14 protein-coding genes and 1 pseudogene are annotated in these 18,718 nt (G+C 72.1%); 4 read left to right on the top strand and 11 right to left on the bottom strand.

The window, feature by feature from the left end; all coding sequences use genetic code 11:
• Nucleotides 1-3: 3 nt before the first annotated feature.
• Entirely contained in the window at nt 4-504 is a 501-nt protein-coding gene (locus GXP74_RS18060) for a DinB family protein (RefSeq protein ID WP_182452472.1), read from the bottom strand.
• Nucleotides 505-565: 61 nt separating this feature from the next.
• Between GXP74_RS18060 and GXP74_RS18055 the strand changes: the two genes are divergently transcribed.
• Nucleotides 566-1,537: a YafY family protein gene (locus tag GXP74_RS18055; protein WP_182452471.1), complete on the top strand. Its 972-nt coding sequence runs from the start codon at nt 566-568 to the stop codon at nt 1,535-1,537.
• 246 nt (nt 1,538-1,783) lie between these two features.
• Nucleotides 1,784-2,522: pseudogene (locus GXP74_RS18050) on the top strand (alpha/beta fold hydrolase).
• Here the strand turns inward: GXP74_RS18050 and GXP74_RS18045 are convergent.
• From GXP74_RS18045 to GXP74_RS18035, 3 genes are all read right to left on the bottom strand, one after another.
• Entirely contained in the window at nt 2,519-4,549 is a 2,031-nt protein-coding gene (locus tag GXP74_RS18045) for a S9 family peptidase (RefSeq protein ID WP_182452470.1), read from the bottom strand. The pseudogene GXP74_RS18050 and the gene GXP74_RS18045 sit on opposite strands and share 4 nt — an antisense overlap.
• Before the next feature lie 63 nt (nt 4,550-4,612).
• Entirely contained in the window at nt 4,613-5,809 is a 1,197-nt protein-coding gene (locus GXP74_RS18040; protein WP_225448022.1) for a metallophosphoesterase, read from the bottom strand.
• 95 nt (nt 5,810-5,904) lie between these two features.
• On the bottom strand, nt 5,905-6,594 hold the full coding sequence (locus tag GXP74_RS18035) for a DUF2306 domain-containing protein (RefSeq protein ID WP_182452468.1): 690 nt from the start codon (nt 6,592-6,594) through the stop codon (nt 5,905-5,907).
• Nucleotides 6,595-6,748: 154 nt separating this feature from the next.
• On the opposite strand from GXP74_RS18035, the gene GXP74_RS18030 reads away from it, so the two are divergent.
• Both GXP74_RS18030 and GXP74_RS18025 read left to right on the top strand, forming a co-directional pair.
• Nucleotides 6,749-7,936: a sensor histidine kinase gene (locus GXP74_RS18030; protein ID WP_182452467.1), complete on the top strand. Its 1,188-nt coding sequence runs from the start codon at nt 6,749-6,751 to the stop codon at nt 7,934-7,936.
• Nucleotides 7,933-8,619: a response regulator transcription factor gene (locus tag GXP74_RS18025; RefSeq protein ID WP_225448021.1), complete on the top strand. Its 687-nt coding sequence runs from the start codon at nt 7,933-7,935 to the stop codon at nt 8,617-8,619. The genes GXP74_RS18030 and GXP74_RS18025 overlap by 4 nt, the downstream gene beginning before the upstream one ends.
• Here the strand turns inward: GXP74_RS18025 and GXP74_RS18020 are convergent.
• The 7 genes from GXP74_RS18020 to GXP74_RS17990 form a co-directional block, all read right to left on the bottom strand.
• On the bottom strand, nt 8,571-10,529 hold the full coding sequence (locus GXP74_RS18020) for an ABC transporter ATP-binding protein (RefSeq protein WP_225448020.1): 1,959 nt from the start codon (nt 10,527-10,529) through the stop codon (nt 8,571-8,573). The two genes, GXP74_RS18025 and GXP74_RS18020, sit on opposite strands and share 49 nt — an antisense overlap.
• A complete protein-coding gene (locus tag GXP74_RS18015) occupies nt 10,526-12,316 on the bottom strand; it encodes an ABC transporter ATP-binding protein (RefSeq protein ID WP_182452465.1) in 1,791 nt (596 codons plus the stop codon). The genes GXP74_RS18020 and GXP74_RS18015 overlap by 4 nt, the downstream gene beginning before the upstream one ends.
• Before the next feature lie 165 nt (nt 12,317-12,481).
• Complete coding sequence (locus tag GXP74_RS18010) at nt 12,482-12,796, bottom strand: hypothetical protein (RefSeq protein ID WP_225448019.1); 315 nt, start codon at nt 12,794-12,796, stop codon at nt 12,482-12,484.
• Nucleotides 12,797-13,105: 309 nt separating this feature from the next.
• Complete coding sequence (locus GXP74_RS18005; RefSeq protein ID WP_182452463.1) at nt 13,106-14,287, bottom strand: cytochrome P450; 1,182 nt, start codon at nt 14,285-14,287, stop codon at nt 13,106-13,108.
• 99 nt (nt 14,288-14,386) lie between these two features.
• Entirely contained in the window at nt 14,387-15,964 is a 1,578-nt protein-coding gene (locus tag GXP74_RS18000; RefSeq protein ID WP_182452462.1) for an alpha/beta fold hydrolase, read from the bottom strand.
• Nucleotides 15,965-16,191: 227 nt separating this feature from the next.
• On the bottom strand, nt 16,192-16,944 hold the full coding sequence (locus tag GXP74_RS17995) for a thioesterase II family protein (RefSeq protein WP_182452461.1): 753 nt from the start codon (nt 16,942-16,944) through the stop codon (nt 16,192-16,194).
• 191 nt (nt 16,945-17,135) lie between these two features.
• A complete protein-coding gene (locus GXP74_RS17990) occupies nt 17,136-18,047 on the bottom strand; it encodes a ParB N-terminal domain-containing protein (protein WP_182452460.1) in 912 nt (303 codons plus the stop codon).
• Nucleotides 18,048-18,718 lie beyond the last annotated feature (671 nt).

Here is an 18,718-nt window from a genome sequence, read left to right as displayed (position 1 = left end):
CGGTCAGCCCATGGTCTTCTGACCGTCGATGGCCTCCCGCAGGATGTCGGCGTGGCCCGCGTGCTGGGCGGTCTCGGCCACGATGTGGACGAACACCCGGCGCGCGGACCGGCTGGCCCCCGGCGCGAACCAGGGCGCCTCCGGCAGCGGCTGGGCGGCGCCGAGGTCGGGCAGGGTGCGCACCAGTTCGTCGGTGCGCTCGGCGATCCGCTCGTACTCGGCGACGACCCCGGCCAGCGTCTCGTCCTCGCGCAGCACGAAGCCGTTGGCGTGCTTGGCGTAGCTGTCCTCGGTCATCGCCATCGTGGCCGGTCCGTCGAGGATGAAGTCGACCCAGCCCTTCTCCATCAGCGAGACGTGCTTGACCAGCCCGCCCAGGGTGAGCTCACTGACGGTGGTGCGCTTCCGGGCCTGGTCGTCGGTCAGGTCCTTCACGGTGTACAGCAGGAACCGGCGGTGCGCGGCGAGGCTTTCCAGCAGGTCATCACGTTCGTTCGTCGTCATGAACAGAACTCTAGGAGGGATAGCGGCCACTTTCCGTCCTGAATCGCGGGAGACTGGGGACATGGCCAACACCAGTTCCCGAACGCTGCGGCTGCTCTCCTTGCTGCAGAACCACCGGCACTGGCCGGGCGGGGAGTTGGCCGATCGGCTGGGGGTCTCGGCGCGGACGCTGCGGCGCGACATCGACCGGCTCCGCGAGCTGGGCTACCCGGTCGAGGCCAGCCGTGGCGTGGACGGCGGCTACCGGCTCGCGGCCGGTGCGGCGCTGCCCCCGCTGGTCGTGGACGACGACGAGGCCGTCGCGATCGCGGTCGGGATGCAGGCGGCGGCGCTGGGCGCGGTGGCGGGCATCGAGGAGGCCGCGGTGCGGGCGCTGGCCAAACTGGTGCAGGTGATGCCGCCCCCGCTGCGCCGCCGGATGGACGCGCTGCGTGCCGCCACCGAGCCGCCGGGCTGGGGCGCCCCGGCCGGGGCCGCCACCGACCCGGCGGTACTGATCGCGGTGGCCCTGGCCTGCCGCGACACCGAACGCGTCGAGTTCGACTACACCGACCGCGGCGGCGAGCCCTCGCAGCGGCTGGTGGAGCCGCACCGGCTGGTGCCGCTGGGCCGCCGCTGGTACCTGGTGGCCTACGACCTGGTCCGCCAGGACTGGCGGATCTTCCGGCTGGACCGGCTCACCGCGCCCCGGACCAGCGGCGTCCGCTTCCGCCCCCGCGACCTGCCCGCCGCCGACGCGACGGCGTTCGTCCGGGCCGGGGTCGAGGCCCGGCCCACGGGCTACGCGGTGGAGGTCCGGGTCCGGGCCCCGGCCGCGGAGGTGGCGGCCCAGCTGGGCCAGTGGGCCGACGCCGAACCCGTCGACGCCCGGACCTGCGTGCTGCGGATGACCGCCGACACCCTCGACTGGCCCGCCATGGCGCTGGGCAGGCTGGGCGCGGAGTTCGAGGTGGTCACCCCGCCCGAACTGGTGGCGTACCTGAGCGAGTGGAGTGCCCGCTTCGGCCGCGCGACCGGGCGGACCAGCGGCTGACCCGCCCCGGCGAGCGGCGGTCGTCTCGGTGCCGACCACCCGGGCCCCGGCGACGACGGCTTGGCGCGCGGGCCCGCCGCCCCTGCGAGGATGGCTCCCGTGCCGATGAATCCGCTCGCGCCGATCCGGGTGCCCAGGGGGCTGGTCGTCCCGGTCGGCCCCCCGGCCTCGGGCAAGACCAGCTTCGTCAGGGCGCTGCTGGCGCGGCGGCAGATCGACGCCGGGGCCGTGGTGTCCAGCGACGAGATCCGGGCCGAGCTCTTCGGTGTCCCGCCGCGTGAGGCGGACACCGACCCGACCGTCGGCACCCTGCGCGTGCCCGGCGCGACCCTGCACTACCAGGTGCGCGGCCAGGGCCCGTTGCTACTGCTGATCCCGGGCGGGACCGGCGGCGCGGCCTCGTTCGACGACATCGCCGACGGCCTGGCCGTCGACCACACCGTCGCCAGCTACGATCCGCGCGGCATGTCCCGGAGCGTGCTGGAAGATCCGGAGGCCGAGCAGCGGGTCGCGGAGCACGCCGACGACGCGTTCCGACTGCTGGAACTGCTCTCGCCCGACCGGCCCGCCCGGGTGTTCGGCTCCAGCTCGGGCGCGATCGTGGCGCTGCACCTGCTCACCGCGCACCCCGAGCGGGTCGAACGCGTGGTGGCGCACGAGCCGCCGGTGGTGGCCGTGCTGCCGGACGCCGCCGCGGGCCGCGGCGCGGGCCGAGCGGACGATGGCCGACCTGCCGTACTTCGTCGGACGCATCGTGCCCAGCTTCATGTCCTACGCCCCGGACCTGGACCGGCTGGCGGCGCTGTCGGACCGGCTGGTGCTCGCCGGCGGCCAGGAGTCGCACGGCGAGCTGCCCTATCGTCCGGCCGCGTTCCTGGCCGAGCGCTTCGGCACGGAACTGCGGCACTTCCCCGGCGGGCACATCGGCCTGACCACGCACCCCGCCGAGTTCGGCGAACTGCTGCGGGCGGCACTGCACGACTAGACGAGGTCGGGGCGGACCCATTCGGCGTCGAGCACATGGTGCGCGAGGAAGTTGAAGACGGTCTGGTACCACAGCCGGACGTGGCTGGGCTTGAGGATCCAGTGGCCCTCGTCCGGGAAGTAGAGGAACTTCGCCGGGACCTCGAAGCGCACCAGGTCGTTCCAGAGCCCCAGCGCCTCGCCGATCGGCACCCGGTAGTCCCGGTCGCCGTGGATCACCAGCATCGGCGTGCTGATCCGCGCCGCCCCCAGGTGCGGCGAGTACGCCTGGTACCGCTCCCGCGTGGTCAGCGGGTCGCCGTGGGCCCGGCGCCAGTAGAACGGGGCGTCGGTGGAGCCGCCGAAGGTCTCCAGGTTCCACAGCCCCGCGTGGGAGACGATGGCCCGGAAGCGGTCGGTCCGGGTGGCGATCAGGTTGGCCATGAAGCCCCCGAAGGAGCCGCCCATCATGGCCGTGCGCCGACCGTCCAATTCCGGCCGCTCCAGCGCCGCGTCGGTGAGCGCCATGACGTCGGTGTAGGGGGCGCCGCCCCAGTCGCCCCAGCCGCGTTCGTGCATCCGGGCGCCGTAGCCGGTGGACAGCGCCGGGTCGGGCAGCAGTACGGCGTAGCCCCTGGCGGCGGCGATCCAGGGGTTCCAGCGCCACTGCCAGCTGTTCCAGCTGTGCTGCGGGCCACCGTGCACCCACAGCAGCAGCGGCGCGGGCTGCTCGGCGGTCGCCCCCTCGGGCAGCACCAGCCAGGCGCGCAGCGCCGTGCCGTCCTCCGCCGAGGCGTGCACCTCGGTCAGCACGCCGGGCAGCGCGCCCACCGCGCCCGGCGTCGGCAGCGGCACCGGGTCCTGGTCGGGGGTGTGGCCGTCCAGCCGCACCGGCGCGGGCGGGGCGTCCACCGCCGCCCGCAGCGCGTACACGGTGCGTCCGTCGGGCGCCACCTGGAGATTGGTGTGGGCTCCGGCCGCGGTCAGCCGGGTGAGCTCGGTGCGTCCGTCGGGGTGCACGTCCAGGCGGAAGACGGGACAGTGGCCGCGTTCGTCGGCGGCGAAGAAGAGCACCAGCTCGCCGTCGGGACCGGGCACCGGCGAGACCACCGGCGTCCCCGGCCACAGCTCCGAGCCGGGCAGCAGCGGGCGGCCGGGGTCTCCCTCGTCGGTCGCGTCGAAGAGCCAGAGGGCGCGGTCGAAGGTCTCCTCGTAGCTGGACTGCTGCTTCTGACCGCAGATCACCTGCCGCCCGTCGGGGGTGAAGACCGGGTCGGACAGCTCGCCCTGCGGCTGGGCGAGCAGCCGCAGCCGCTTGCCGGTCGCCGCGTCGGCGACCACGACCGCGTCGCGCAGCGCCTCCGGGTCGTCGGTCAGCTGGGTGTTGTACGCGATCAGCGATCCGTCCGCGGAGACCGCGACCGCCTGCTCCCAGGGTGCGCCGACGCCGCAGTCCACCGCTTCCGCGCCGGGCCGCTCCGCCGCGAACACGTGCGGCCGGGCGGGCCCCAGGTCGTGGTCCCAGTAGCGGACCATCGGGCCCTCGTGCAGGATCGCCGTGACCTTCGCCTTGGTCCGCGCCCGGCGCAGTTCGGCGTCCCGCTCGACGCTCTCCGCCCCGGGCATCAGGCTCCCGGCGAAGGCGAGGCGCTCCGCCGCGCGGGCGGTGGCGTGGGCGTTCACGCCGCCGGGCCGGGTGACCACCCGGGCCGCCTCACCGCCGCCCGGCGGCAGCGCCCACAGCGCCGACTCGCCGGCCTCGTCCTCCCCCTCGGGCAGGTCGGCCCCGGGCCTCGCGGAGCGGAACAGCAGGGTGCCGTCCGGCAGGAAGGCGGGCCCGGACTCGCCCTTGGCCGAGCGGGTCAGCCGCCGCGGCGCCCGCGCGCCGGCCGGGTCGATCTCCCACAGCGCGCTGAGGTAGCGCGTACCGTCCGCGGAGAGTTCCTGCACGGTGGTGACCAACCGGGTTCCGTCCGGCGCGAGGGCCAGGCCGCTCAGTCGCGGCAGCGTGATGTACTCCGACAGGTCGGTGAACGCGGAATTTGGCATGCTCCCACCATAATCTGCTCCGGCCCACGCCCGGGAGCCCGCACCGAGGACCGGCGGTGGCGGCTACGCCGAGCGCAGCGTGAGCAGGGTGATCTCGCTCGGTGCGAAGACCCGGAAGGGCGGCCCCCAGAAGCCGGTGCCCCGGCTGGTGTACAGCTGGGTCCGTGCCCCGTGCCGACTCAGGCCGTGCACCACGGGCTGGTCCAGCCGGACCAGGAAGTTGAACGGCCAGATCTGTCCGCCGTGGGTGTGCCCGGAGATCTGCAGGTCGATCCCGGCGCTCGCGGCCTGGCCGACGTACTTGGGCTGGTGGGCGACGAGCAGCACCGGCAGCTCCGGATCCGCCCCGGCCAGCGCGCCGGTGAGGTTCGCCTGGTGCCCGTCAAGGCCGGAGGAGGCGGCGGTGACGTCGTCCACGCCCGCGAGCACCAGGCTGTCGCCGCCGCGCTCGACCACGAGGTGGCGGTTGTGCAGCGGCTCCCAGCCGAGTTCCGCCATCCGGTCGAGCCAGCCCTGGGCCTCGGCGAAGTACTCGTGGTTGCCGGTGACGTACACCTTGGCCAGCCGGGAGCGGATCGTCCCGAGCGGCGCGGACTGGGCCCGGCGCTGGTCCGGGGTGCCGTCGGCGATGTCGCCCGCGTGGCAGACGACGTCGGCGTCCAGCTCGTTGACCGCCTCGGCGACCCGCGCCGACCATCCGGCCCGGTCGATCGGTCCGTAGTGGGTGTCGGCCAGCACCACGACCCGGGTCCCGTCCAGGCCCTGGCCGAGCCGGGGGACGGTGATGTCCAGCCGCCTGATCCGGGGCACCCGCATGGCCTCGTGGTGGCCCCAGCCCAACAGCACGACCGCGACCACCGCGACCGTGACCGCGACGATCCGCGACCGGTCGGGGTCGCCGACGCCGAACCCGATCAGCGCCAGCCGCAGCAGACCGCCGAGGGCCGACCAGGCGAACAGCACCCAGATCACGCCGAGGGTGGTGTCGGCGGCGCGCGCCGCGCGGTCCACCCGCCGCCCGTGCCCCACGTACATCAGCGCCGGAAAGGCGAGCAGCGCGGTGGCGAGGACCACCGTGCCGACCAGGACCACCGGGAACGGCCAGTCGGTGTTCGAGGAGAACAGCGTCCACCAGGGCAGGAAGAACAGCGAGCCGAGCACGACCACCAGGATCAGCACCCGCGGCAGCCAGCGCCGGGCCCTCGGGGCGGGCCCGCCGCTCCGCTCCGGTGACGCCCCGTGGGATTCGTTGTCTGTCACTGCGCTGCCCCTCATCTTCACTGTCCGGCCGGTCCCCATCATCCGGCATCCGTGAACTTCACCCGAACGAGGGACCCGGGTACTGGTCGCGCCGCTCAGGGCCCGGAACGCCGGTTCCGGATCCGGGAGACCAGCCGCTGCGCGACCAGGAGGTCGACCAGCCAGGAGAGCCAGGCGCCGGTCCGGTACGCCTGGTCGAACGGCAGCCCGAGGCCGGGCAGCAGCACCAGCCAGAGACGGAAGCTGACGGCGCCGAAGATCAGCGCGTAGGAGCGGATCATCCAGACCCGGTGCTCGGTGACCGCTCCCCGCCGGATCGCCGCGAAGGCCATGGTGCTGGCCCCCAGCAGGGCGACGGCGAGCGCGGCGAAGCCGAGCGGCGCGACCGGCCAGAACAGCGCCTTCGGCACCATCAGCAGCCCGCCGGTACCGGCCGCCACCGCGCCGACCAGGTAGACCCGGCCGATCGTCCGGTGCAGCGCCGGGTGCCGCCGCCTGAGTCCGGGCAGGAACTGCCACGGACCCAGGGTCAGCGCCAGCACGCCGCCGCTGATGTGGAAGAGCAGTGGCGCGAGGTTCGCCACGTAGACGGCGCGCTGCTGCGCGAGGAACAGTGCCGGGTCGTCGGCGAAGTAGCGGGCCGCGAACGCGGCCGTCAGCGTGGCCAGGACGGTCATGGTGAGCCAGCCGGCCCGGCGTCGGCGCGTTCCCCTGGTCCGCGTCCCGCTCCGGCCCCGGGGAACGTCGTCGGTGGCGGACGTGCTGGTGGAGGTGGGTGAGGTCATGCCGGGGAGGCTAGGCCGCGTACCGGGCCCGACGAGTCCACCCGCCGGGGTCGATCGGGGTACCCCAGCGGGGGTACGCCCGGCCCGTGCGGGATCGCTAGGCTCGGTCCGATCGAGTCGCCGCGCGGCGGCGACGGCAACCACCGGAGCTTCGATGAGTCGGCCGACCTGGACCAGTGCCCGCGCCGCCGTCCGGCGCCGCCGAGGGCCGGACCGGCTGCCACCGCGGCTACGGCTGCGACCGCCCGCGGTGGCGCTCGACCTGGCCCTGGCCGCCGCGTTCCTGGCGGCGCTGCTGGCCGACCGGTTCGGCGCGGCGGCGCGGATCGGCGGCCGGATGCCGCTCGCGCTCGCCCTGAGCGTGCTGATCGCCGCGGCGCTCGGCGCCCGCCGGTCGGCGCCGCTCGCCGGGTACCTGGCCGGCTCCGCCGCGCTCTCCGCCGAGGCCCTGTTCGTGCTGCCCAGCCAGGTGTCGCCGTACGCGAACCTGGTCGGCCTGTACTCGCTCGGCCGGTACGCCACCCGCGCCCGCGCCCGGCTGGGCCCGGTCGTGGTGCTGCTCGGCATGGCCGCGTACTTCTCCGGAACCGGGCACCGCGTCCCGGTCCTCCCGGCCTGGGTGCTGTTCGTCTGGCTGCTGGCCTGGGCGCTCGGCTACGGCGAGGCCCGGCGGCAGGAGGAGCGGGAGGCGGCGCGGCGGGTGCTGCGCGCGCAGGTCGTCGCCGACGAGCGGGTGCGGATCGCCCGGGAACTGCACGACCTGGTCGGCCACACGCTCAACGTGCTGCTGGTGCAGGCCGGGGCCGCGCGGCGGCTGCTCGACCGGGATCCGGAGCGGACCCGGGGGCTGCTGGGCACGATGGAGCACACCGGCCGGGAGGCCCTGGAGGAGTTGGACCGGGTACTCGGCCTGCTGCGCCGGGACGAGCCGGACCTGAGCCCCGGCCTGGCCCAACTGGGTTCACTGGCAAGGCGGATGGAGCAAGCCGGGATCCAGGTGACGGCCCGGGTCGACCCCGCCGCGTACCGGCTGCCGCGCCCGCTCGACCTGTCGGCCTACCGGATCGTCCAGGAGGCGCTGACCAACACGGTCAAGCACGGCCGCGCCGCCCGGGCCGAGGTCTCGGTCCGCCGGGAGCGGGACGTCCTCGACGTCGAGGTCCGGGACGACGGCGTGGGCGCGGACCCGGGCTGCGCGCCCGGCCGGGGACTGCTCGGCATCGCCGAGCGGGCCCGCGAGTTCGGCGGCAGCGTGGAGTACGGCGCGGGTGAGCGGGGCGGCTTCCGGCTGCACGCGGTACTGCCGATCCCCCGGGCGGCGGAGGCGGTGGCCGTCCGGTGACGATCCGGGTGGTGGTCGCCGACGACGACGCCCTGCTGCGCGCCGGGGTCGCCCTGGTGCTCGGCAGCGAGCCCGGGGTGGAGGTGGTCGGCGAGGCCGCCGACGGGCTGCTGGCGGTCGAGCTGTGCCGGACGACGACGCCGGACGTGGTGCTGATGGACGTGCGGATGCCCGGCGTCGACGGCGTCGAGGCGACCCGCCGGATCGTCCGCGCCGGGCTGCCGACCCGGGTCCTGGTGCTCACCACCTTCCACCACGACGAGTACGTGTGGGGCGCGCTGCGGGCCGGTGCCGCCGGGTTCCTGCTGAAGCGGGCCTCGCCGGAGCGCCTGATCGACGCCGTGCGGACGCTGGCGGCCGGGGAGTCGGTGCTGGACCCGGCGGTCACCCGCGACCTGGTGGGCCAGTTGGTCAGCACCGATCCGGCGCGGTACCGGGCCGGGCCGACCGATCCCCGCCTGGCCCGGCTGACCGCGCGGGAGCGGGAGGTGCTCCGGCAGGCCGCCGAGGGCTGCTCCAACGCGCAGATCGCCGAGTTGTTCCTGGTCGCCGAGTCCACCGTGAAGACCCATGTGAAGCGGATCCTGGCGAAGCTGGACGCGCGCGACCGCGCCCAGGCCGTGGCGATCGCGTATCAGGGCGGGCTGATGACGTCCACGGACTCGGCGAACTGGCTGTGGTAGAGCTCGTGGTAGAAGCCGCGACGGTCCAGTAGCTCCTGGTGCGGCCCCTGTTCGACGACCCGCCCGGCGTCCATCACCACGATCGTGTCGGCGGCCTGGATGGTCGACAGCCGGTGCGCGATGACGAAGCTGGTGCGCCCGGACTGGAGTCGGGCCATCGCCTCCTGGATCATCGCCTCGGTGCGGGTGTCGACGTTGCTGGTCGCCTCGTCGAGGATCAGGATCCCCGGATCGGCCAGGAAGGCCCGGGCGATGGTCAGCAGTTGCCGCTGCCCCGCGGAGATGTTGGCCGCGTCGCCGTCGAGCACCGTCCGGTAGCCGTCGGGCAGGGCCCGCACGAAGTCGTCGACGTGGGCCGCCCGGGCGGCGGCGAGGATCTCCTCCTCCCCGGCGTCCGCCCTGCCGTAGCCGATGTTGTCCCGGATCGTGCCGTGGAACAGCCAGGTGTCCTGCAGGACCATGCCGAAGCAGCGGCGCACCTGATCGCGGCTCAGTTCGCGGTAGTCGGTGCCGTCGAGCAGGATCCGCCCGCCGTCGATCTCGTAGAACCGGACCAGCAGGTTGACCACCGTGGTCTTGCCAGCGCCGGTGGGACCGACGATGGCCACGGTCTGGCCGGGCGCGGCTTCCAGGGTGAAGTCCTCGATCAGCGGCGTGTCCGGCTGGTAGCGGAAGCTGACGTTCTCCAGCCGCACCCGGCGCGCGACCGGGGCCGCCGCGACGGCTTCGGCGGCCACCGGACCGGCCGGGAGCACCGGTTCCTCCGGCGCGTCCAGGAATTCGAAGACCCGCCCGGCCGAGACGATTCCGGACTGTAGCACGTTCATCTGCCCGGCGACCTGGATAACCGGCGAGGTGAACCGCTGTGAATACTGGACGAACGCCTGGACCGCGCCGAGTGATATCACGCCGGTGGCGACCTGGAATCCGCCGACGGCGGCCACGAACACGTAATTCAGATTGCCCACGAAAACCACGGCCGGAAAGATCGCGCCGGACAGGAACTGGGCCCGGAATCCGGATTGCAGCAGCCGGTCGTTCTGTCGGCCGAACTCCTCGGCCATGGACTTCCGCTGACCGTAGGCCAGCACCAGGGCGTGCCCCGCGTAGGTCTCCTCGACCACCGAGGTGAGTTGGCCGGTCTGCTCCCACTGGGCGGCGAACTGGGTCTTGGAGCGGCGGGCGATCAGGAAGGTCACCGTCATCACCACCGGGATGGTCACCAGCGACACGGTGGCCAGCAGCGGGGAGATCCAGAACATGATGCCCAGCGTGCCCAGTACCGTGAGCAGCGAGGTGGGCAGCTGGTTGAGGCCCTCCTGGAGGGTGGTGTCGACGTTGTCGATGTCGTTGATGACCCGGCTGAGGATGTCGCCGTGCGGGTGGGTGTCGAAGTACCGCAGCGGCAGCCGGGTCAGTTTCTCCTCGGTCTGCTGGCGCAGCCGGAACATGGTCCGCTGGGCGACACCGGTCAGGATCCGGGCCTGGGCCCAGCTGAAGACGGTGCTCGCCAGGTACACCAGCGCGACCAGCCCCAGCACCTGCCCGAGCCGGTCCAGGTCGACGCCGACGCCGGGGTGGACGTCCATCCCGGCGAGCATCTCGGCGAGGTGGCCCTGGCCGTGGGCCCGCAGTCCGGCGACGACCTGCGCCTTGGTCTCCCCGGCCCGGAGGTTCCCGCCGATGAAGCCGTCGAAGAGGAGGTTGGTGGCGCGGCCGAGCAGCCAGGGCCCGACCACGATGAAGCCGACCGAGCCGACGGTGAGCACCGCGACGACCGCCAGCCGGGACCACTCGGGCCGGAGCAGGGCGACCACTCGGGGCACGACCGGGCGCCTGCCGCCGCCGTCCGCCCCGGTGTCCGGCTGGCCGGTCTCGTCGTGGTCGCTGACGTCGGGTGTCTCGCTCACGCGGCCGATCCCCATCCCAGTTGCTGGGTCGCGATGATTTCCTGGTAGGTCCGGCAGTCGGCCAGCAGCCGCGCGTGCGTGCCGATCCCGGCGATGCTGCCGCCGTCCAGGACGATGATCTGGTCGGCGTCCATGACGGTGCTGGCCCGCTGCGCCACGATGACCACGGTGGCGTCACCGGTGTCGGCGCGCAGCGCGGCCCGCAGCCGGGCGTCGGTGGCCGCGTCCAGGGCCGAGAAGCAGTCGTCGAAGAGGTACAGCCGCGGGCGGCGGACGAGGGCCCGGGCGATGGACAGCCGCTGGCGCTGGCCGCCGGAGAGGTTCACCCCGCCGCGCTCGACCCGGGCGTCGAGCCGTCCCGGCAGGCCGCTGACGAAGTCGCGGGCCTGGGCGATGTCGAGGGCCCGCCACAGCTCGGCCTCGGTGGCCTCGGGTCGGCCGAAGCGGAGGTTCCCGGCGACCGTTCCGGCGAACAGGAAGGCCGTCTGCGGGACCAGTCCGATGCCCGCCCGGAGGTCGTCGGCCGCCTGCGCCGCCACCTCGACCCCGTTGACCAGCACGGATCCCGCCGTCGCGTCCAGGAACCGGGGAATGAGGTTGAGCAGCGTGGTCTTGCCGCTGCCGGTGCCGCCGAGGATGGCGTTGGTCTGCCCGGGCCGGAAGGCGAACGACAGGTCGTCCAGCACCGGCCGCTCGCTGCCCGCGTACCCGAAGCTGACCTGCCGGAACTCGACCGCGCCGGTGACCGCCTCGGGGGCCGCCGGCCGCGGCGGGTCGGCGATGGCCGGGACGGCGCCGAGCACCTGCTGGATCCGCTCGGCGCTGGCCACCGCGCGCGGCAGCAGGATCAGCACGGTCACGCCGATTCCGACGTACAGCAGGATCTGCAGGATGTAGAGCAGGAACGCGGTCAGGTTGCCGATCGGCATCGAGCCGTGCGCGACCAGCCTGCCGCCGAACCAGAAGACGCCCACGCTGGACAGGTTGGTGATGCCCGCCACCACCGGGATGACCAGGGCGAAGACCCGGCCGGCGCGCAGCGTGGTGTCGGTGATGTCGGCATTGGCCTGCCCGAACCGCTGCTCCTCCCAGCCGGTGCGGAGGAAGGCCCGGGCCACCCGGACGCCGGAGATCTGCTCGCGCAGCACCCGGTTCAGGTTGTCGGTCCTGACCTGGACCCAGTGGTACATCGGCAGCAGCCGGGTCACCACCAGCGCGGTCACGATCAGGATCGCCACCAGGGTGGCCACCAGCAGCAGCGAGAGGCCGGGCCCCTGCCGTACCGCCAGGACCACGGCGCCGAGGGTGGTCGCGACCGCGAGCACCAGCAGGTTGAGCGCCACCTGGAGGAAGAGCTGGACCTGCTGGACGTCGTTGACGCTGCGGGTGGTCAGCGAGGAGATCCCGAACCGGTTCAGCTCGATCACCGAGAAGGACTGCACCCGCTGGTAGACGGCGGTCCGGATGTCGGCTCCGACCGACATCGACACCCAGGCGGAGAGGTACAGCGACGCCAGCGAGACGGCGCAGAGCAGGACGGTGATGCCGAGCATGACGCCGCCGGCGCCGCCGATGTAGCCGAGGTCGGCCTTCACCACGCCGTTGTTGATGATGTCGGCGTTCAGGGTGGGCAGGTAGAGGTTTCCGGCGGCCTGCACCGCCTGCAGTGCGGCGATCGCGCCGAGCCGCCGGGTGTGGGGCCGCAGGAAGGTGCGGACCAGGCCGAACAGCCGGCCTCGCGCGGGGGCCGGGCGAGCGCCCCGACCGGTGTCCAGCCGCTTCGCCATCGCGTCTCTCTCGTCCTGTCCTCGGGCGTCCGGTCCTCGGGCCGCGGCCCCCTGGGGTGGTGCCACCGATCACGGCGGGCCGCTTCCCGCGAGTCCCGGGGTGATCCGGGAAACGCGGGAAACGGCCCGCCGTCGGCGCGCACCCGGCTGGGCCGGCGGTGGTGGTCAGGCGGTGGTCGTCTCCGACGCGACGACCTCGCCGACCAGCACCTCCGAGTCCGCGTCCGCCGCCTTCGGCACGGCCGGGACGGTGAGCCCGGGGACGGAGAGATCCGGGACCTGCTTCACGGCCGCGAGAGCCGACTCGATCGCCTCGGCCAGCGACGGGGACACCGTGTCATCGAAGTCCAGCTTCGTGACGGTGACGTCGGCGTTGGTCGGCAGTGAGTCGGTCGCGAAAACAGCATCGGCGCAGCCTGCATCGCGCAGGATCGCCGATTCGTCGTCAGTAATTTCCCGGCTGAGAACTAGCGAGAACACATGCCCCACCGCTCGTCACCTCTTCACTTTCGATGTCGGCTAGGATCCTTCAGATTCATATCCGACGGCAGAATGGCAGCGGTGACGGATTTTCACCGGCCAGCAGCACGATACCCAGACCGCTCGGCGGGGGACAACCTGCGCGGATTCAGCAGTTGAACGCGTGGAGTCGTCGCCGGAAATCCACCTGCCCGCCATTTCGACGACCGGAGAATGCCCGGACCGGCGGGGTGTCCGGACCCGCGGGGTGGGCGGGCAGCGCGGCCGACCCCTGCGGCGGACCGAGGGGCGGCGGCGGTCCCCGGCGGCTCAGCCGCGGTCGCAGGTGACCACGGCGTTGCGCAGTTCGTAGCCCATCAGCTCGTCGGTCCAGCACAGGTCCGGCTCGCGCTCCAGCCGGATGCCCGGCACCCGCAGCAGCCGGTCCAGGAAGACCCGGGTCTCGTTGAGGGCCACCTGCGCGCCCGGGCAGCGGTGGCTGCCGTCGCCGAAGCTGAGGTAGGAGCCGCCGGTCTTCGACTTCCGGGCCCGGTCCGGGTCCAGGGCGTGCGGGCAGGCGCCGACACCGGCCTCGTCGACGTTGGCGGCGCGGATGTCGACCACCAGTTGCTCGCCCTCGGCGACCGATCCGGAGTCGGTCACGGCGTCGGCGGTGACCCGTCGGGCGACCATGTTGACCACCGGGTCCAGCCGCATGATCTCCTCCAGGATGGCGACCTGGTCGGCCTCGTCACCGGTCAGGAAGCGCTCGCGGAGCGCGTCGTCACCGAAGAGGTGCCAGGCGGCCATGACGATGAACTCCCGGGTGGTGATCATCCCGGCGACGGCGTAGGTCATGCACTCGATCAGGATCGCCTTGTCCGGGTAGCCCTCGTCGAGCAGGTGCGAGATGACGTCCTCGCGGCGTTCCGCCCTGCGGGCGACGATCGCCGGTCGCACGTCGCTGATCATGAACCTCGCGCCGTGGAAGGTCGCCTGCACCTGCCCCAGCGGGCGCCGCCAGCGGCTCATCCGCGGCAGCCGCAGGCCGATCAGGGTGGCCTGGATCCGCCGGGCCATCGCCGCCTGGTCGCTGTTGGTGAGCCCGACGATGTCGGCGGCCACGGTCACCGCGAGTTCGAAGCTCATCTGGTCGAGCCGCCCCTGCCCGCGCGACCGCAACCGGCCCAGCAGGTTGTCGGTGGCCTGCTCCATCACCGCGCGGTAGCGGGTGCTGATCGCCTTGGGGGTGAAGAACCGCACGATCGCCTGCCGTTTGCGCTTGTGCGGCTCACCGTCCAGGAAGAACACCGAGGTGAAGGCCGGGTCACCGGTCACCTCCTGCTTGGCCCCGGCCCCGGCCTGCCGGGTCACGTTGCTGCGCAGCAGCTCGCGGGCGAACGCCAGGCTGCTGACGACGCGTGTGTCGGGGCCCACGGTGATCCGCTCGGCGGCCAGGGCCGCCGACTTGCGGTCGTCGCGAGTGGCTTCGAACGGGCACGCAGCGGTCATTGTCCACACCAATCTCGAAGGCAGAAGAGCAGTTGGGGCCACCGTGTTCCGGTGGCCCCAACTGCCGACGTCAGATCAGAAGTTCGTTCGGATCAGAGGTCACAGACCAGCCGTGTCGGCCGCCGTGGCTCCGGCGACCGCGGGCGTGCTGCTCGCCGACGCGCCGACCGGGTCCGGCAGCGGGTTGGCGGGGCACTTCAGGTCTGCGGTGTTGCCCGCCACCCGCTTCGGCAGCGTGCCGTTGTACAGGTAGGCGGCGATCGACGCGCCGGGCGAGCAGGAGGCCGCGGTGGCCGAGCTCGCCGGGGTGGCGCCGCTCTGGACCAGCACCGCCTTCGGGAACAGCTTGCGAACGGCCAGGCTGCCCTGGTAGGTGGTGCTCGGGGCGAGCGTCGTGTCCAGCACCATCAGCATCGACGGGGACTTCGACCCGTTGACGACGGCGGCCTTCTGCGCCGGGGCGCTCCAGGACTGGCACGGCGCGACGAACCAGGTGTCGGCCCAGCTCGCCAACGGCGCCTTCGCGTTGCTCTTCCAGGTGTCGCCCAGCCAGGTGTTCCAGCTCTTCGGCCAGGAGTTGTCGGTGCACTCGGTGGCCATCGACATCGCGAACGCGTTGTCGTTGGTCGCCGAGTAGTTGGCGTCGTACAGCTCCTTCATCGGAGCCGCGTCGGCCAGGTTGACGTAGGCCGAGAAGATCCCGGCCAGGTCCTCCCAGTTGCCGGTGTTGTACGCGAGCAGGAAGTCGTCGGTCCACACGTCGGGGCCGATGGCGCCCCCGGCGGGCTTCTTCGTCAGCTTCGCCAGCGTGTCGGTGTACTGCTTCTCCACCGCGGCCTTGGTGGTGCCGAGGTGGTAGACGCTGTTGTACTTGGCCACCCAGGCGGAGAAGGCCGCGAGGTTCTGCTGCAACGGCGCGTTCTGGGCGAAGTTGTAGCCGAGCCAGGCGTCCTTCGGGTCGATGCTGCTGTCGAGGATCATCCGGCGCACCCGGGTCGGGTACATCGAGCTGTAGACCTCGCCCAGGTAGGCGCCGTAGCTGTAGCCGTAGTAGTTGATCTGGCTCTGGCCCAGCGCCTTGCGCAGGCTGTCCAGGTCCTCGGCGGTGTCGGTGGTGGTGGCGTGGTTGAGCAGTTCGCTGTGGGTCCTGGCGCAGGCCGCCGAGTAGGCCTCGGAGGTCTTCTCCCAGGCCAGCAGCTGCTTGGCCGTGGTCGGCGCGTAGGCCGGACGGTCGTAGCCGGCGACCGTGGGGTCACAGCTCAGGCTCGGCTCGCTGGAGCCCACGCCGCGCGGGTCGAAGCCGACCCAGTCGTAGTCACCGCTGATGGCCGCGGGCAGGACCTGGCCCACCGCGGACTGCCCCAGCGCGGAGCCGCCGGCCGAGGTCAGGTTGACCACGACGGCGCCCTGGTAGGCGTCGGCGGCCGAGGTGTGGCTGATCCGCGACACAGCGATCTTGATCTTGGTGCCGTTGGGGTGCGCGTAGTCGAGCGGCACCACCAGGAAGCCGCACTCGGCGCCGTAGGCCTGGAGGCCGTTGGTGCACGCCGCCCAAGCGATCGCCGGAGGCGTGTACGAGGTGCCCTTGCCGTTCTGCGGCACCGACGTGGCCTCGGCCACCGGGGAGAGATACACAGCGCTGGCCGCGACGCTGCTGAGCACAGCAGCAGCTATCACAATTTTTTTCATAAGGGATCCATTCTTTCCGCCACACCCTGGGCGGCTTCCCGTTCCGTCGGGAGCCAGGTCGGATTGTTTCGTTCCGCAGATCCGCTAGCAACCCGTCCCAACCAAATGGGGAGGGCGGAACGAGTGATCCCGGGTTAAGCCCCAGCAGCGTTCCGGTAAACAGCGGGATCCCGCCGTCGTCAGCCGACGGCGGAATCCCGGCCCGGGTGCGTTCCTCAGTTCCGGAAGTGCTCGTCAAGAACCTTGATGACGTCGTCCGTCTGGTCGCTGATAAAGAAATGCCCGCCGGGAAAGACCTTGACCTCGAACGAGTCGGCGGTGGTGTGCCGGGACCAGGCCTGGGCATCGTCCAGCGAGGTCTTCGGGTCGCGGTCGCCGGTCAGCACGGTGACCGGGCAGGCGATCGTGGTGCCGGGCTCGCTGCGGTAGAGCTCCGCCGCCTGGTAGTCGGCACGCAGCGCCGGGAGCGCCGCCCGCATCATCTCGTCGTCGTCGAGCACCCGCGACGAGGTGCCGTTCAGTCGGCGGATCTCGGCGATCAGCCCGTTGTCGTCGAGCCGGTGCACCGTCTCCTCGCGGAAGACCGACGGCGCCCGCCGCCCGGACGCGAACAGCCGCACCGGGTACCGGCCGTCGGCCTCCATCCGGCGGATCACCTCGAACGCCAGCGAGGCGCCCATGCTGTGCCCGAAGAAGGTCAGCGGCAGCTCGGGCTGCTGCCGCAGGACCGCGTGGACCTGGTCCGCGAGCGGCGACAGGTCGGTGAGCGGCTGCTCACCGCGGCGGTCCTGGCGCCCCGGGTACTGGATGGACACCACGTCCACCCCCGGGCTGAGCGCGGCCGACACCGGCAGGAAGAACGACGCCGAGCCACCCGCGTGCGGCAGGCACACCAGCCGGGCGGTCGCGGTGTCGGTGGGCCGGTAGCGACGGCACCAGAGGTCGTTGTCGGGAGAGGACGGGGACATGCCGCTCCAGGGGAGTCGTCGCTGCACAGGGAAAATGGGCATGGAATGGAATTCCGACAGCACCGTAACAAGGGGTCAAAGAGGCTGACAAGGCGCGGCCGGTCACACTGTTCAACTGCGGCGTCGCCGCAGTTGAACGACCTTGGCAAACCGGTCCGCGACGGCGCCGGAGGCGCCGCCTGACCTCCGGGTCAGCCGAATACGTCCTGCCGCCGACGCAGTTCCTCGGCGAATTCGAGCCACTCCTGTCCGGTCTGGTCGGCAACCAGGCTGAGTTCCCGCAGCCAGTGCGTCGGAACCGCGTCGACGAATTCCTTCCACTCCCCCGAGCCGATGACGTGCATCACCATCCAGCCGATGAAGGCCCGGCCGCCGGCGGTGTATTTCAGCGAGGGGTCGTTGGCCAGCTTCGGCGACAGCGTCGACCAGCTCGGCGGGCGCGGGACCGAGCGCAGCGTCGACCCGGACGACTCCGGATCGCCCTGCGCCCACGGCTTCATCGGCGACACCGTGCCGGACCGTCCACTGCTGGCGGCATTGGCGTTTGTGCTGCTGGTACTGGTACCACTGGAGGCGGGAGCGCTCCCGCGCGGAGCGACCGGATCGGCGCCGCGGCGGAGCCGGGCCCGGACGTCCTGGGCCGTGGCCGGGGCCACGTCGGCGACCCGGGCGATCTCCCGCAGCGAGGCGTCCGGGTGGATCGCGATGTACTCCGCCGCCCGCCGCCGGCCTTCGGCCGCCGTCAGCGGCCGACGCTTTCCGTCCCGGCCCAGGCGCTTGCCCAATTGCTTTCCGTCGTCGGCGTACTGGCGGCGGATTCCGGCAATCGTCTTCGCACTCAGCCCGGTGGCCACCCCGATTGCCCGGTCCGACCAGTCCGGATGCCACTCGACGATCTGCCGGGCCCCGGTCATCCGGTCACTGCGGCTCAACGGCAGCCCGTGCCAGGTATTGGCCTTGACCGCCAGAATGAACGCGTCCTCGTCCGTGCAGTTGATCAGCCGGACCGGTATGGTCTCCTCCCCGCGGAGCTTCGCCGCCTCGAAGCGGTGCATCCCGTCGACGATGCGGGAACTGCTCTCCTGCACCAGGATCGCGGGCAACGTACACGAACTTGCCGCCTCTGCCAACATCTGCACATGAGCGGGATCTGTTCCACTGCCCCGGACAAATAGCCCCGGCTCCAATCTACTCAGCGGTAGGTACTGCACCGGTATCTGATCAATTGCGTCGGCCGAGTCGTAAATCCGCCTCTTGGTTGCAGCGGGTTCTGCCGGATAAGCCGATGCAATGCTCAGGGCCATCGCGGTGCCCTTTCTTTCAGAATTGGCGACAGGCGTTCAGCCTTGAAATGCTGGATTCAGCTTGTGATGACCGAGTGGCGAGGATGTGATCACTCGCTGGGAGGCTAACCGGCTTGAGAATGGTCTGGCAATGAGCGTCCCGATGGTTCCACCGGGCGTAACTCAGGCTTCACCTGTCCGTGTCCACGGCTGCATTGCAGGCGGTCCGGAGCCCCTGATAAGCGTTCACGCAGAGGTGAGCGAACGGGTACGGACGGTGCGGGTGTCGCGCTGGTTTCAATGACGTAAACCCGTGGTAGCTAAGGGAGTTGACGGATGGTGACTCCGCCGGCAGAGGGCCCGGGGACTGACTCCCCGAAGCCGACAGCACCACCATCACACCCCCGGCCGCTCGTTGGACGTGCAGCAGGCAAGCCCGTGCCAAAGTCTTGATGAACGGGCGATTCCGCAGGTCAGCGCGGTCAGCTGAC

The sequence above is a fragment of the Streptacidiphilus sp. P02-A3a genome (genome assembly GCF_014084105.1).
In the GTDB taxonomy this organism is placed as follows: Bacteria; Actinomycetota; Actinomycetes; order Streptomycetales; family Streptomycetaceae; genus Streptacidiphilus.
Note: the sequence above shows the minus strand (reverse complement) of the source record. Positions and strands in the feature narration are given on the sequence as shown.

Coding starts and splice junctions, on each gene's coding strand:
- GXP74_RS18060 (WP_182452472.1), bottom strand. CDS start 504: ATGACGACGAACGAACGTGATGACCTGCTGGAAAGCCTCGCCGCGCAC.
- GXP74_RS18055 (WP_182452471.1), top strand. CDS start 566: ATGGCCAACACCAGTTCCCGAACGCTGCGGCTGCTCTCCTTGCTGCAG.
- GXP74_RS18045 (WP_182452470.1), bottom strand. CDS start 4,549: ATGCCAAATTCCGCGTTCACCGACCTGTCGGAGTACATCACGCTGCCG.
- GXP74_RS18035 (WP_182452468.1), bottom strand. CDS start 6,594: ATGACCTCACCCACCTCCACCAGCACGTCCGCCACCGACGACGTTCCC.
- GXP74_RS18030 (WP_182452467.1), top strand. CDS start 6,749: ATGAGTCGGCCGACCTGGACCAGTGCCCGCGCCGCCGTCCGGCGCCGC.
- GXP74_RS18015 (WP_182452465.1), bottom strand. CDS start 12,316: ATGGCGAAGCGGCTGGACACCGGTCGGGGCGCTCGCCCGGCCCCCGCG.
- GXP74_RS18005 (WP_182452463.1), bottom strand. CDS start 14,287: ATGACCGCTGCGTGCCCGTTCGAAGCCACTCGCGACGACCGCAAGTCG.
- GXP74_RS17995 (WP_182452461.1), bottom strand. CDS start 16,944: ATGTCCCCGTCCTCTCCCGACAACGACCTCTGGTGCCGTCGCTACCGG.